General features: G+C 49.6%; 14 protein-coding genes. 6 read left to right on the top strand and 8 right to left on the bottom strand.

Annotation, left to right across the window (positions count from 1 at the left end; all coding sequences use genetic code 11):
• Positions 1–11 precede the first annotated feature (11 nt).
• The 3 genes from rph to ACO0LL_RS13500 form a co-directional block, all read right to left on the bottom strand.
• Entirely contained in the window at positions 12–749 is a 738-nt protein-coding gene (gene rph / locus ACO0LL_RS13510) for a ribonuclease PH (RefSeq protein WP_162041118.1), read from the bottom strand.
• A gap of 3 nt (positions 750–752) precedes the next feature.
• Positions 753–1,688, bottom strand: coding sequence for a PP2C family protein-serine/threonine phosphatase (locus tag ACO0LL_RS13505; protein WP_162041117.1), 936 nt, complete (start codon positions 1,686–1,688; stop codon positions 753–755).
• 143 nt (positions 1,689–1,831) lie between these two features.
• Entirely contained in the window at positions 1,832–2,842 is a 1,011-nt protein-coding gene (locus ACO0LL_RS13500; RefSeq protein WP_422951362.1) for a serine/threonine protein kinase, read from the bottom strand.
• 137 nt (positions 2,843–2,979) lie between these two features.
• On the opposite strand from ACO0LL_RS13500, the gene ACO0LL_RS13495 reads away from it, so the two are divergent.
• From ACO0LL_RS13495 to ACO0LL_RS13480, 4 genes are all read left to right on the top strand, one after another.
• Positions 2,980–3,897, top strand: coding sequence for a YicC/YloC family endoribonuclease (locus ACO0LL_RS13495; protein WP_422951361.1), 918 nt, complete (start codon positions 2,980–2,982; stop codon positions 3,895–3,897).
• 137 nt (positions 3,898–4,034) lie between these two features.
• Positions 4,035–4,679, top strand: coding sequence for a guanylate kinase (gene gmk / locus ACO0LL_RS13490; protein ID WP_422951360.1), 645 nt, complete (start codon positions 4,035–4,037; stop codon positions 4,677–4,679).
• A gap of 43 nt (positions 4,680–4,722) precedes the next feature.
• A complete protein-coding gene (gene rpoZ / locus ACO0LL_RS13485; RefSeq protein WP_186946559.1) occupies positions 4,723–4,926 on the top strand; it encodes a DNA-directed RNA polymerase subunit omega in 204 nt (67 codons plus the stop codon).
• A 290-nt stretch (positions 4,927–5,216) separates the two neighbouring features.
• Complete coding sequence (locus ACO0LL_RS13480; RefSeq protein ID WP_422951453.1) at positions 5,217–7,319, top strand: RelA/SpoT family protein; 2,103 nt, start codon at positions 5,217–5,219, stop codon at positions 7,317–7,319.
• A 9-nt stretch (positions 7,320–7,328) separates the two neighbouring features.
• Here ACO0LL_RS13480 and ACO0LL_RS13475 read toward each other — a convergent pair whose 3' ends face one another.
• Both ACO0LL_RS13475 and greB read right to left on the bottom strand, forming a co-directional pair.
• Entirely contained in the window at positions 7,329–8,681 is a 1,353-nt protein-coding gene (locus tag ACO0LL_RS13475; RefSeq protein ID WP_422951359.1) for a DUF3422 family protein, read from the bottom strand.
• Positions 8,682–8,707: 26 nt separating this feature from the next.
• Positions 8,708–9,256 carry a transcription elongation factor GreB gene (gene greB, locus ACO0LL_RS13470; RefSeq protein WP_422951358.1) on the bottom strand — a complete coding sequence of 183 codons (549 nt, stop codon included), beginning with the start codon at positions 9,254–9,256 and terminating at the stop codon, positions 8,708–8,710.
• A gap of 166 nt (positions 9,257–9,422) precedes the next feature.
• Between greB and ACO0LL_RS13465 the strand changes: the two genes are divergently transcribed.
• A complete protein-coding gene (locus ACO0LL_RS13465) occupies positions 9,423–10,070 on the top strand; it encodes a response regulator (protein WP_422951357.1) in 648 nt (215 codons plus the stop codon).
• A gap of 58 nt (positions 10,071–10,128) precedes the next feature.
• Positions 10,129–11,781 (top strand): GGDEF domain-containing protein, encoded by a 1,653-nt coding sequence (locus tag ACO0LL_RS13460; protein WP_422951356.1) that lies wholly within the window; start codon positions 10,129–10,131, stop codon positions 11,779–11,781.
• Between the two features lie 130 nt (positions 11,782–11,911).
• Here the strand turns inward: ACO0LL_RS13460 and ACO0LL_RS13455 are convergent, their stop codons facing one another.
• The 3 genes from ACO0LL_RS13455 to ACO0LL_RS13445 are packed head-to-tail and all read right to left on the bottom strand — an operon-like array spanning position 11,912 to position 13,958.
• Positions 11,912–12,661: a cephalosporin hydroxylase family protein gene (locus ACO0LL_RS13455; RefSeq protein WP_422951355.1), complete on the bottom strand. Its 750-nt coding sequence runs from the start codon at positions 12,659–12,661 to the stop codon at positions 11,912–11,914.
• A complete protein-coding gene (locus tag ACO0LL_RS13450) occupies positions 12,658–13,473 on the bottom strand; it encodes an NAD-dependent epimerase/dehydratase family protein (RefSeq protein ID WP_422951354.1) in 816 nt (271 codons plus the stop codon). The genes ACO0LL_RS13455 and ACO0LL_RS13450 overlap by 4 nt, the downstream gene beginning before the upstream one ends.
• A complete protein-coding gene (locus ACO0LL_RS13445; protein ID WP_422951353.1) occupies positions 13,470–13,958 on the bottom strand; it encodes an acyltransferase in 489 nt (162 codons plus the stop codon). Before ACO0LL_RS13445 ends, ACO0LL_RS13450 begins: the two co-directional genes overlap by 4 nt.
• Between the last annotated feature and the right edge of the window lie 5 nt (positions 13,959–13,963).

The raw sequence follows: 13,963 nt of genomic DNA, 5'->3' as shown, positions 1-13,963 counted from the left end.
CATACTTCCAATCAACTGACCTGCAAACCCAATACTTCTTTTTGCAAGGCGATCAGATCGGCAATCCCGTCATGTGCCAGATTCAGCAAGGCATTCATGGTCATGCGGTCAAATGCTTCACCTTCTGCCGTGCCCTGCACTTCAACAAAGTGGCCATGTTCAGTCATGACGACATTCATGTCAGTGTCGCATTGTGAATCTTCTGGATAATCCAGATCCAGTACGGGTTGAGACTGATACACTCCAACCGAGATGGCTGCCACAAAATGGCGGAGTGGTACGGCGGGGATGACTTCGCGCTCTACCAGTTTGGCAAATGCATCATAGGCAGCGACCATGGCACCGGTGATGGAAGCGGTACGGGTACCACCATCAGCCTGGATCACGTCGCAATCGATATGCAGGGTACGTTCACCAAAGGCCTCCAGGTCAAAGGCAGAGCGCAGGGAGCGGCCTATGAGGCGCTGGATTTCCTGGGTGCGGCCAGATTGCTTGCCCTTGGCAGCCTCCCTGTCCATACGGCTATGGGTGGAGCGTGGCAGCATGCCATATTCTGCAGTCATCCAGCCCTGCCCTTTGCCTTTCAAAAAGCCTGGCACCTTGTCTTCTATACTCGCTGTACAGATAACACGGGTGTCACCAAATTCGATGAGGACAGAACCTTCTGCATGCTTGGTGAAATGGCGGCTGATAACCACCGGACGCAGTGCGTCCGGTGAACGCCCGCTAGGGCGAAATGAGTTTGACATGATTTAGTTCTTAGAAGTAATACGTGATGATTTGTGTATCGCGTTGCGAATTTCTGCTATGGCTTTTTCAATTTCGGCGTCATTGAATACATCACCATCGGTGGTTTCAATTTCTGCATCGACTGGTGCCTGTATGGTGGTCGTGACCGATCCTATAGGCAAGGTATTGGTAGAGATAATGGTGGAATTATCCATGCGGTCGTCACCTTCCCACATCATGGCCAGCGCTGTGACATTGTCACTTTGCTTGCCAGCGATATCAACGGCTGAGCGTATCAACTCAGGCACGGCACGCACGATGGTGTGATCATGCAGGCGCTGCGCCAGCATATGATCGGGCAAGACTGACCACAGTCCATCAGAACACAGTAACAGCAAATCGCCAGGCTGCAACACTGCACGGCGAGACAGTTCAACGATAGGTGCATTGGGTGCGCCCAGGCAGTTAAACAACTTGTTACGATCAGGATGGGTATGTCTTTCTGCCGGATCGACCTTTCCCTGGGCAATCAGGGTTTCCAGACGGGAGTGATCTTTGGTGCGCAGTAAAATCTGGCCTTGGCGCATCCAGTACAAACGTGAATCACCACAGTGCGCCCAATAGGCATAACCATTTTGTATCAGGCAGGCAACGATAGTCGTACGTGGTGTTTCTGGCAAATTATTGATGGCGCGGTAGCGATGTATCTCTTGATGGGCCGCCAGGAAGCTGTCTTCCATGAAGCGTTCAGGTCGCCCTATCATAGGGTGAGCCTGTTGCTGGAACAGGTTACCTATGGTTTGCATGGCAATGGCTGCTGCCATTTCGCCCATGATGTGACCACCCATGCCGTCCGCCAGCAAAAGCAAAATCGAATCGCGGGTAAAGCTGTAACCCATACGATCCTGGTTGACCTTGCGGCCACCAATATGACTTTCTTGATAAACGGAAAAACGCATGAGATTTTTAAAACTTTATAATGGTTATTGATACAAACAGGCCTGGGAGCGCATACATTTGCTCCAGAGCCTGGCCAGCGACGAACAGACGAACATGCACAGCCAAAACAGCCTCACCAGCTTAATGCAGCCTTAGTTCAGCTTTAATTCAGGGTGCTTTCCTGTATGGTCGTATGGTCGCTTTCGACTTTTTTTCTTCTTCCAGCAATCAGCGTCTTGAACTTTAATGTCATTTTTTCCATAAAGGTCAGTTCTCGCTGCGGTTGTGCCTGAATCGCCAGGGCTTTTTGCAGGGCAAACACACTTTGCGGCCGCTCCAGCGGATCCAGTTGCAAACACCAGCGCACTACTTCTATCAATTCTGAAGAGTATAAACCCTCCAGCTTGCGGTAGTGTCCTTCCATCTTGTCACTGGTCTTGCGCTGGTCTGACGGCTGCGGCGGTGCACCTACCATACAGGCAAAAATTGAAGCACCGATACTGTAAATATCAGTCCAGGGACCCAGATTGCCGTTCTTCAAATACAACTCTGGCGCAGCAAAACCCGGAGTATACATTGGGTAGAGCTTGGGTATGTCAGTTTTGAGGGTTTGGCGGGCTGCACCAAAGTCCAGCAAGATCGGCGTACCATCCAGGCGCAGGTAGATATTGGCCGGCTTCAAATCCAGATGCAGCAACTTATTGGTATGCACTTCGCGCAAGCCATTCATGACCTGATTGAACATACGGCGGATAAAGCGCTCTGATACCAACGGCTTTTCACCCTTGTCACGACGGCGCAGGATATGTTCCTGCAATGAGCGGCCAGATTCATAGGCCATGACCATATAGACAGTCTCATTGGCGCGGAAGAAATTGATAACGCTGACCACATTCGGATGCGAGATGCGCGCCAGGGCGCGGCCTTCTTCAAAAAAACACTTCAATCCTATGCGGTAAATCGGCAGATTCTCATTCGAGATTGCTGGCACCAGCTCACCTTGCTGGCGTAAGGCCAGTGAGCTGGGTAAATACTCTTTAATTGCAACTGCGTTGCCATCTTCATCAGAAGCCAGATATACAATACTAAAGCCACCGGACGCAATTTTCTTTACAATGCGGTATCCGGCAATTTCCAGTCCATCTGGCAGAGGTGCGTTATTTTGTGCGGCCATCAATCGTCCAATTCACTATACAAAACGGATTGTGTTGATTATTGCGGTATTTGTAAAGAATATCCTAGTGTCTAATGCACAATTTAGCCAATCCAATGCACAGTAATACACAGTTCACGCCTTTTTAAGGAATTACCTTGAGCATTTTCAGCATGACAGGTTATGCCAGCAGCACCAATGAAACAGATGCCGGCACCATTACCATAGAGATCAAAAGCGTCAATTCCCGCTTTTTGGACCTGCAATTTCGCATTAATGACGAGTTTCGCTCAGTTGAATCACAATTTCGCGAGGCATTAACGCGTAAGCTGGCACGCGGCAAAGTGGAATGCCGCTTCAGCTTTGGTAAAAAACTGACAGAAACACATAATAAAAGCCTCAACACCAGTTTGCTTGAGCAGCTTGCCAGCTTCCAGGTCAATCTGAAGCAGCAGTTCCCTGACGCGGCGGCACTGAGCACCAATGAAATCCTGCGCTGGCCTGGCGTCATAGAAGAAAGCGAAATCAATGCAGAATCTTTGCAGGCGGCTATCAATGACACCATCAACAAGACGCTGGATGCATTTATCATCAGCCGTGAACGTGAAGGTGCGGCGCTGGAACAGGTACTGCTGAGCCGCATCGCTGCGATGGAAGAAATTGTCACCCGCATCACGCCTCTGATGCCGCAAATTGTTCAGCAATTCCAGCAAAAAGCTACTACCAGGCTGGAAGAAGCTTTGGGCCTGGCTTTGCAGTCCAGCGGCACCAATGCTGGCCAGACAATCACGCGCGAAGAAGCGCTGGACCGTATCCGCCAGGAAGTGACGATGTATGGCATACGTGTGGATGTGGCAGAAGAACTGGCGCGCCTGTCAGCCCATCTGACAGAAACCAGACATATCCTGAAAAAAGGTGGTCAGGTTGGCAAAAGATTGGATTTCATGATGCAGGAATTGAACCGCGAAGCGAACACCCTTGGTTCAAAAGCAGCATCCAAAGAATTGTCGGATGCATCCATGGAATTGAAGTTATTCATAGAGCAAATGCGCGAACAAGTGCAAAACCTTGAATAAACAGGCGCATTTGCTTATACTCCCGCACTCTTTTTCTTGGGAAATGTTGCGGGACAATAAATGGCTGGAAGTATCGGCTCAAATTTGTCTTGTTGATGACTTGAGATGACCTGAATTAAACCTACCGGAGGAATGCCATGAAAACCAATAATACGACTGCAGGCAGTCTTTTTGTGGTCGCAGCCCCCTCCGGTGCAGGCAAGTCTTCACTGGTCAATGCCCTGCTGGCGCAAGAACCTGCGATCAAATTATCAATCTCTTACACAACCCGCGCACCGCGCCCGGGCGAGCAAGATGGCCGGGAATACCATTTCACAACGCCGGAAGATTTTCTGGCGCGTAAGGCGCAGGGTGAATTTCTCGAATCCGCAGAAGTATTTGGTAATTACTACGGCACTTCACGCATTACCATAGAAGACCAGATGCGTTCAGGCACCGATGTTTTGCTAGAAATAGACTGGCAAGGCGCGCAGCAAGTCAGGAAACAATTCCCAGGTGCAGTTGGCATTTTTATCTTGCCACCATCGATACCTGCACTCGAAGAACGCCTGAGGAAGCGCGGCCAGGATGAGCCCCATGTCATTACCAAGCGCATTTTGGCTGCTGGCGGTGAAATGGCGCACTCTCCAGAGTTCGAATATGTTATTATTAATCAAGACTTTGCAACAGCCTTGTCAGAATTGAATGCAATTGTGAAAGCCACGCGCTGCCGATTTGCACAACAGGCAACACGCCACTACGAGCTGTTCACCCAACTTGGCATTCACGCCAATGCGAATTAATTCGCAAACCCAATTTAGTGAATTTTAGTATTAAGGAAAAAATATGGCACGTATTACCATTGAAGATGCATTGAAACAAATCCCTAATCGCTTTCAATTGACACTGTGCGCCACTTATCGCGCGCGCCAATTGCTGCAAGGTCACACGCCTAAAGTTGACTCTAAAGACAAACCAACGGTCATTGCCCTGCGTGAAATCGCTGAAGGTAAAATCGGTATAGAAATGTTGAAAAAAGTGCCGGTGTAAACCGCCGCATCTGCATTCTTAGCCGCTCCTTCTTCACGCCTTATCCGGCCGGGAATTACAGAATGAACCTCAATGATAGTCATTCATCTCTGGAAAACAAACCGGCCGATTCAAGCTCAGTCGCGCTGGCTGCTGTACGCAGCCCTGCGACTCTGGTTAATACCCCTGGCAGCATTAACACCATCAACAAACATAATTCCCATCTGGATGAAATAGACCATATTCGTGCATCGTCAACGAATACTGGTGTCGCTTCCATTACTGCATTAACCAACCGCATCAGCGAATACATGTCGGCCAGTGAATTGAAGCTGGTCAAGGAAGCCTATCGCTTTTCTGATGAAATGCATCTGGGACAGGTACGCAAGTCTGGCGAACCCTATATCTCCCACCCCATTGCTGTTGCAGAAATCTGCGCAGAGTGGAAGCTTGATGTACAAGCCATCATGGCTGCGCTCTTGCATGACGTGATGGAAGATCAGGACGTTAAAAAAGACGAGTTGATCGAGCGCTTTGGCGCTCCAGTCGCTACCTTGGTTGATGGTCTCTCCAAGCTGGAAAAAATAGAATTCCAGAGCCAGATCGAGGCACAGGCAGAAAACTTCCGCAAGATGTTGCTCGCCATGGCCCGAGATGTGCGCGTTATCCTGGTCAAGCTGGCCGATCGCTTGCACAACATGCGTACACTGGACTTCATGTCTGCGGAAAAGAAACGCCGCATCTCGCGTGAGACCATGGACGTGTATGTGCCTATCGCACACAGGCTGGGCCTGAATAATATCTACCGTGAGTTACAGGATCTGGCGTTTTCGCATCTTTACCCTATGCGTTACCGTACCTTGTCCAAAGCGGTCAAAGCTGCACGTGGCAATCGCCGTGAAGTCGTCAACAAGATCATGGATGCGGTAAAGACGGCTCTGTCCGAAGCTGGCCTTAAGGCTGAAGTATATGGCCGCGAAAAAACCCTGTACGGTATTTACCGCAAGATGCATGACAAGCACCTGAGTTTTTCCCAGGTGCTGGATGTGTATGGCTTCCGTATTGTGGTCAGTGATTTCCGTGACAGTTATTATGCGCTAGGTAGTTTGCATGCTCTGTACAAGCCCATGCCGGGCAAGTTCAAGGACTATATTGCCATTCCCAAGACCAATGGCTATCAATCCTTGCATACGACACTGATTGGCCCTTACGGTACGCCAGTCGAATTCCAGATACGCACGCGTGACATGCATCATGTCGCAGAATCGGGTGTTGCTGCGCACTGGCTGTACAAGAACGAAGAAGGCAGCCTGACTGACTTGCAACAGCGCACGCACGCCTGGCTGCAATCTTTGCTGGACATACAAAAACAGACTGGTGATTCTGCCGAGTTTCTCGAACATGTCAAAATTGACTTGTTCCCTGACTCTGTTTATGTGTTCACGCCAAAATCCAAAATTATTGCCCTGCCCCGCGGAGCAACAGCTTTGGACTTTGCTTACACCATCCATACCGATATTGGTGATCAGGCGATTGCCACACGCATCAATCACGAACCAGTGCCACTGCGTTCTGAATTGAAGAATGGTGATATCGTCGAAATCATCACTTCACCCAATTCGCGCCCTACGCCAAACTGGCTGACTTATGTGCGTACTGGCAAGGCCAGGTCGGCAATACGCCATTACCTGCGTACGATCAACCTGAATGAATCGACAGAACTGGGCAAACAATTGCTGGCGCAAGCCCTGGTGTCGGTCAACCTGAATCCCGACCTGCCAGATAGCCTGGTCGATAAATTGCTCAATGAATCCAGCGCAAAATCACTGGATGAAATTCATACCGATATTGGCATAGGCAAGCGCATGGCTGCTTTGGTGGCAAGGCATATACTGGACCTGGTGGAAGATGACTCACCGTCCATCCCCTTCCAGCAATTTGGCGACAAGATCAACAACAAGCGCGACCCCGTTATTATTTATGGCAGTGAGGGTTTGTCGGTGCAATTGGCACCGTGTTGCCTGCCCATACCTGGTGATGGCATAGTTGGTCAGCTCAAGCGCGACCAGGGCCTGGTTGTGCATACAGATGATTGCGAGCATGCCAAGCGCCTGCATATCAAAGAACCGGACCGCTGGATCGACGTCAACTGGGGTGAAGACCTGAACCGCCGTTTTGATTGCCGCATCGCCGTAACGGTGACCAATGAACGTGGTGCCCTCGCCCGCATCGCTGCAGAGATAGGTGAATCAGATGCGAATATCAGCCATGTCAATATGGAAGATGGCGATGCCAATGACATGACTAATATTCATTTCACGATACAAATCGAAGACCGCACTCATCTCGCAAAAATCATGCGCAACATCAAGCATTTGAATGGTGTTACCCGCATTACCAGAGAACACGGCTAACACTTATCGCTAGTGTATGGTCTTGTGCATCTTGCGCAAGCCCCACCAGACCACGCCAGCAATCACAGGTAAAGACAAGCCTGCCAGCATATCTGGATTGATAGGCAAACCCATCGCCTTCAGGCCCTTACCCGCATAATAGACCAGGCCTGTCATGTAATAGCTGATTGCCACGACAGACAAACCCTCGACCGCTTGCTGCAAGCGTAATTGCTGACCCGCCCTGGCATTCATGCTTTGCAATATCTTGCGGTTTTGCTGCTCCTGTACGATGCCTACCCTGGTGCGTAACAAGTCATTGGTATTGGCAATGCGCTCTGCCAGCGTTTCCTGTCTGCGCACAATGGCTTCGCAGGTATTCATGGCGGGTGCCAAGCGCCTGTCCATAAATTCACCTATCGTGGGCACCCCCTCTATCCTGAACTCACGCAATTCGGCGATACGCGACTGCACCAGCTTAAAATAAGCCTTGGATGCCGCGAAGCGATAACTGTTTTCCAGCGCCAGTTTTTCAGTGCGGGCAGCCAGGTCAATAATTTGCCGCAGCAAGCTTTGTTCAGCGTCTGTCGAATTTGCTTCACCCTGACCATTGCCCGCCATGGTCATCGCTGCTGTCAGGGTCACCAGTTCCCTCTCTATATCGTTCAACACAAAAGAAGCATTTTGCGCATGCGGCAAACCCAGCAGTGCCATCATCCTGTAGGTCTCAATCTCCAGCAGCCGCTGTACCGTGCGCCCCGCCTGCTGATCCAGAAAACCATTGTCCTTGACGACGAAGCGGCTAAAGCCATCTGCCTGTATCAGAAAATCTGTCCATACTTCACCACGGCTCAAGACTTCACTGCCTACCGCCACCCCACCCTCAAATATCTGCTTTACCGGCGAAGGTGGATGAAACTCCTGGGCTGCAGGGATAAGGGCAACATGGGTGGCAACCATGACCTTTTCTTGCAATTCAAACAGCCACTGCTGAGGCAAATGACGGATGGGGGCATTGGCAAATACCTGTGCCAATTCGGTTTCATGCGGAGCGCTATCCTGCGGCTCTGCCTGGTTTTCGACAAAGGTATAGGTGGCAAACTCTGTATGGCATTCCCATTTAAGGCGGAAACGACCAAAATCATGGAAGAAATACTTGGCATCACCTGAGGGGCTAGCCACCGCAAAATGACGGCAAAAGTCGCCCAGTATGACTTGTTGCGTCAGCAGGTTGTCACCACCCAGATGGGCATCATTCCTGGCAAAAATCGCCAGATGGGTCAGCGTCTCTGGGGCATGCAAGCGTAATGAAGGCCTGGAATGCACCTCCGCTGCCAAGGGTACACGCAAAGGATGGTTAAGTTTGGAGTAAGCAAGGGACATGTGGATTCAAAGGGAAATTAAAAATCTTATGCCGGGTAATTGACCTCAAGTATGGTCAACTCCTCTACCCCTCCTGGCGTACGCAATGTCACCGTATCATCTACCCTGGCCTTGATAAGTGCTCTGGCCACCGGGGAAATCCAGCTGATCTTGCCTTGCAGGGGGTCAAATTCATCAACACCGACTATCGTTACAGTATGCGCTTCACCATGCTGGTTTTCATAGGTGACAGTGGCACCAAAATAGATTTGATCAGAACCGTGATGAATACGCGGATCGAAGACTTCTGCAATATCAAGGCGTTTGGTTAAAAACCGTATGCGCCTGTCAATTTCACGCAAACGCTTTTTGCCATAGATATAGTCGCCATTCTCAGAACGGTCACCATTGGAGGCCGCCCAGTGCACGATATTGACAATCTCGGGCCGTTCCACGTCCATGAGATGTAAAAACTCGTCCTTCATACGCTGATGCCCCTGAGGCGTCATATAGTTTTTTACACCCGCAGGAATAGCTGGCGCACCGAATTCCTCTTCGTCGTCAGGGTCTGCTTCTTTCATAAATGCTTTGCTCATGCCTGCATTGTAATGGAGTTGATCAAAATAATTTTCTTTGTGGCACCGAAAGCCCACACTTAGCTTATAAAATAGAAGAATAGTTTGCTTGCCGTTAGCATTCAATATCAGTACTGATAGGATGTTTGCTAATGCCGGGTTACCTGAATAAGAAAATGGATTTTGCATGACAGAAAAAGCAGCAATCAATGTACTCGTCGTCGATGATCATGCCGTGGTCAGGGAAGGGATAAAGAGCATTATCTCAACCACAACAGATATGGCGATCATCGCAGAGGCAGAAACAGGCCTGGAGGCGATACGCCTGAGCCGTCAGCTCGATTTTGAGGTCTTGTTGCTGGACATTGCCCTGCCAGACAGAAATGGCATCGAGGTTTTAAAGCAAATCAAGTCCGAAAAACCACATATCGCAGTCCTGATGTTCTCCATCCACAGAGAAGATCAGTATGCAGTACGGGCCTTGAAAGCCGGCGCCTCTGGTTTTCTGAACAAGCAATGCAGCAGCGCGCAAATCCTGGAAGCGATACGGCAGGTAGCCAGAGGTTTGAAATACCTCAGCACGCAACTTGCCCAGGAACTGGCAAACAACCTGAACCAGGAACATGAAGATGCGCTGCACAAAACCCTGTCTGACCGTGAGTTCCAAACCATGACCCTGATTGCGTCTGGCAAGTCCGTCAGCGATATAGCAAAAGAATTGTCACTTTCTGTAAAAACCATTAGTGAATACAGGTCAAGAATTCTATTGAAGATGAAATTGCGGCACAATGCTGAATTAACGCACTATGCAATAAAAAATCAGCTTGTAGATTAAACGACACTATTAATGTCGTAGGCAATACTCTTGTTAGCAAGGTCATTGGCAAAGCAAAATGTCGAAAACTCCAAATAATTCGCAGTTTAAAAGTCCCACAGATATTGCGCGCGAGACATTCAAACAATTGGCGATACAGCGTATTGCGCCAACACCCGAAGCCTACCGCAAGCTATACAACGACATTGCTGGCATTCCAGATACTCCGGTAGAAGCCCCGCCTGAAGTGGAGGCAGCGCCGGTCATTCCGCCAGCCGAGATTTTGCTGGCCAATTTTGCCAACAGCCTGCAGATTTCGACAGGTGAGATGTCCACTTTTGGGCAACGCTTCAGCCGTGCCATCAAAACTGGCAACTGGCAAGATTATGGCCGGGGCCTGACTCAACTCGCTGAACGTATTACAGCACCGCCGCCAGCACCGTCCAGTAACATCAGTCTCGTCGATCCGCTGCCAACGCCTGTTGCCAGCAAAAGCATCTCTCTGGTTGATGATGGCCCGGTTGAAGATGGCAGATTGCGCATACTTAAGGACTTGCTGTACCGCACCCTGACACTTGCCCTCACCTCACTGTTGAAACCTAGCCCGCAACTTGCCGAAGAGTCGGAAAGCCTGGGCACGGCAGTCAAGGTTGCTGGCAATGAAGGTGAGCTGAACCTGATTGCTGGCAGGCTCAAGCAATTGTGCTTTCAGATTGAACTGCAAAGTGGTGACAGCGCTGAACAACAGGAATTGCTGCTGCGTCTGTTTGATCTGCTGCTGACCAATATCCACGATCTGCTCGACAACGATAACTGGTTACGTGGCCAGATCGAGGTAGTACAAAATCTTATCGCTGGCCCGATTGATCACCGTGCACTGCAAGAAGCCACGCGTAGCCTGAAAGATGTCATCTACAAGCAAGGTGTGCTAAAAACCAGTATTGACGAGTCAAAAACCTCAGTCAAGAACATGATGACGGCGTTTATCGACAGATTGAATGCCATGGCAGACAGCACTGGGGCTTATCAGCACAAAATGGGCACCTACTCACAACAACTGAGTTCAGCCAAGAATGTTTCTGAGGTCAGCGACCTGATCAGGAATATCCTCAACGAAACCAAGGAAGTCCAGAGCGAAACCCTGCGTTCGCGTGACATGATAGTCGCCGCCCAAAAAGAGGTCAGCGAAGCAGAAGCACGCATCAAGGAACTGGAAAACAAGCTTGCCCACATGAGCGAACTGGTCAGGGAAGACCAACTGACAGGCAGCCTGAACCGCAGGGGCATGGACGATGTATTTGAACGTGAAGCCGACAGGTCTGACCGTCGTAACACACCACTTTGCGTAGCCCTGCTGGATCTTGATAACTTCAAGAAGCTCAACGACACTCACGGCCACGCTGCTGGTGATGAGGCGCTGGTTCACCTGGTACGTATCGTCAAGCAAACCCTGAGATCCATAGACGTAGTAGCACGATACGGTGGCGAAGAATTTGTCATCATCATGCCAGAAACGCAGCTGGAAGAAGCTGCCCAGGCCATGATGCGCGTACAAAGAGAATTGACCAAACACTTCTTCACGGCCAACGATCAGCGCTTGTTCATTACTTTCAGTGCGGGTGTTGCCTTACGCAATCCACGTGAGCTGCAAGAAGAAACGATTAAACGTGCCGACAAGGCCATGTACGAGGCAAAACAGTCTGGCAAAAACCGCGTCATCAAGGCGGCCTGATATCAAGATATCTGCAATCAGCAAATCAGGAGAAATATATCGCTGATCAGTATCAGTAAAAGAGTAAAAGCGGATACAAAAAAAACACGGAGGACAAAACGATGTTCTCCGTGTTTTTTGAGCTTTATTTCTAGCTGACCCGCTTAAGGAAGCCGTCAGGTGCAACGGTAATCTGCAATTTATAATCCATGGCCTTGTCGATCACAAATTCAGGATGGGTTTTCAGATATTCGAAAACGGCAGTCTTTGGGCTATTACCAGGCTGCCACGGACGGTTATCAAAGACATCTGCCGGCACATCTTCTACAAAAGTATCAAATACGACGCAATAACTGTCTTTCGTTACCAGCGGTGCGTAAGCCTGCAGCTCAGCCAATACATGTTCGTGAGTGTGGTTGGAATCCAGGAATACCAAGACTTTTTGCTTGCCTTGTGCAATTGCCTTCACCTGATCCACAATCTCGGTAGCGACGCTTGACCCCTGCAACATCTGTATACGCCTGGACATAGGGTGTTGCAGAATTGCTTCTTTATTGTGCTCGCGAATATCAATATCAATACCAATAACTTTAGCATCAGGATTACCGCCGCAAGCCGCATTTAACTCCAGCAATGAAGCGGAGTAAATAATAGAACCGCCATGAGCAATACCGGTTTCTATGATGAGATCAGGCTGCACCGTCCAGATCAGCTCTTGCATCGCCATCATGTCTATCGGGTTTTGTATGATCGGTCGGCCCAACCATGAAAAGTTATAAACATACTGACGACGCATGCTCTGCTCCAGCCAATCGCGGGACTGCGCCTGGAACTCAAGGTCTTTGCCCAATTGCTCTATGCGGGCATCGCGTTCTGCTTCAAATTGTTTAATCGGATTCATGGTTTTTTTGTGTAATGATTAAAAAGCGCTGGTAATTCACTTGTTATATCCAATTCCGGCTGCCCGGACAAGGACTCCAGCTTTAATGTGGAAATAGGCGGGAAACTGATGCATGGCGCATGATTTTCGAATTCACAACTGACGCCGAACTGTTCCAGCAATGCTGCGATTCTGGCATGCGTAGTATTCCTGCCCCTGGCTAAATTGTATATGCCAATCTCACCTTGTGTGGCAATTATGGGTAAAAAACGCACGACATCTGTGATGGAAATGTAATCTTTTTCTGAATCAGGGCTGCTGCGAAATACCACCCGTTTGGTTTTTGTTGCAGCATTCAAGATATCTGCCAGGAAATTCTGCTCTGGCATCCCTGTTCCGTACACATTCGATAAACGAACTACCCGCACATTGCGACCACCATGCAGGCACAGGCTTTCACCCATAAGCTTGGAAATATTATATAAATCGCCAGACAAGTGAGAGCGGACGGTCAATGCGGCGTCTTCTTGCGTATTCGTAGCGCCAGCATAAACACGGGTACTCGACAAATAAGTCAGACTTGCAAACTTGGCTTGTTGCAAAATACTTGATAGCAAATGCACATGAGCATCTACTGTCGCATAGGGGCGTTGCCGGAAATCGGCCGTCAGGCCAGCGCAATAAAAAACATGACCGAGGTCATCCGTCGTCAGCCGCGGATCATCACGTTCTGCGACATAACTGTTCCACCCCTTTGCTTGCAAAGCCTGGTGCAGATGCCGCCCGACAAAACCCTTGCCACCTATCAGGGTTGCGCGCAAAGCCTCGCTCATTTGCGCATCCCGATTTGTTGCAAGGGGTTGCCAACATTAATGGAGTACGCAGCAACCTCAGAGCGGACGATAGAACCTGCGCCTATGACGCAGCCCTGCCTTAAAATGGCGCCATCAAGTATCACGCAATTTGCCCCTATCCAGACATCGTCTTCAATGACTATACCGCCTTTGCCAGGCAAGAACCCTTGTTGATTGATGCGCCGGCTTTTGTCGTGATAGGCATGATTGACTGGCGCAAAAGTACAATTGGCGGCAATCGCGACGTCATTTCCTATCACGATGCCGTTGCCCGTATACAGGACGCAACCAGAATTGATGACACTGCGCTCACCAATCACAACATCAGCCACGCCACCGGCAGGCTTGAATTTGACAAAGCTGTCTATGCTGGAAAAAGCACCTATGATAATGCGCGTCCCCCTGACTGAATCTTCAATATCAGCCAATTTGGAAATTCGCGCATCTGGATGTATCTCTATCATGCTGA

The sequence above is a fragment of the Undibacterium sp. TC4M20W genome (assembly GCF_049340245.1).
Lineage (GTDB): Bacteria > Pseudomonadota > Gammaproteobacteria > Burkholderiales > Burkholderiaceae_D > Undibacterium.
The sequence above is the reverse complement of the archived record's forward strand: the minus strand, read 5'-3'. Positions and strand labels throughout refer to the sequence as shown.

Coding starts and splice junctions, on each gene's coding strand:
- ACO0LL_RS13505 (WP_162041117.1), bottom strand. CDS start 1,688: ATGCGTTTTTCCGTTTATCAAGAAAGTCATATTGGTGGCCGCAAGGTC.
- gmk (WP_422951360.1), top strand. CDS start 4,035: ATGAAAACCAATAATACGACTGCAGGCAGTCTTTTTGTGGTCGCAGCC.
- rpoZ (WP_186946559.1), top strand. CDS start 4,723: ATGGCACGTATTACCATTGAAGATGCATTGAAACAAATCCCTAATCGC.
- ACO0LL_RS13455 (WP_422951355.1), bottom strand. CDS start 12,661: ATGAATCCGATTAAACAATTTGAAGCAGAACGCGATGCCCGCATAGAG.
- ACO0LL_RS13475 (WP_422951359.1), bottom strand. CDS start 8,681: ATGTCCCTTGCTTACTCCAAACTTAACCATCCTTTGCGTGTACCCTTG.
- ACO0LL_RS13500 (WP_422951362.1), bottom strand. CDS start 2,842: ATGGCCGCACAAAATAACGCACCTCTGCCAGATGGACTGGAAATTGCC.
- rph (WP_162041118.1), bottom strand. CDS start 749: ATGTCAAACTCATTTCGCCCTAGCGGGCGTTCACCGGACGCACTGCGT.
- ACO0LL_RS13460 (WP_422951356.1), top strand. CDS start 10,129: ATGTCGAAAACTCCAAATAATTCGCAGTTTAAAAGTCCCACAGATATT.
- ACO0LL_RS13450 (WP_422951354.1), bottom strand. CDS start 13,473: ATGAGCGAGGCTTTGCGCGCAACCCTGATAGGTGGCAAGGGTTTTGTC.
- ACO0LL_RS13480 (WP_422951453.1), top strand. CDS start 5,217: ATGTCGGCCAGTGAATTGAAGCTGGTCAAGGAAGCCTATCGCTTTTCT.
- ACO0LL_RS13445 (WP_422951353.1), bottom strand. CDS start 13,958: ATGATAGAGATACATCCAGATGCGCGAATTTCCAAATTGGCTGATATT.
- ACO0LL_RS13465 (WP_422951357.1), top strand. CDS start 9,423: ATGACAGAAAAAGCAGCAATCAATGTACTCGTCGTCGATGATCATGCC.
- greB (WP_422951358.1), bottom strand. CDS start 9,256: ATGAGCAAAGCATTTATGAAAGAAGCAGACCCTGACGACGAAGAGGAA.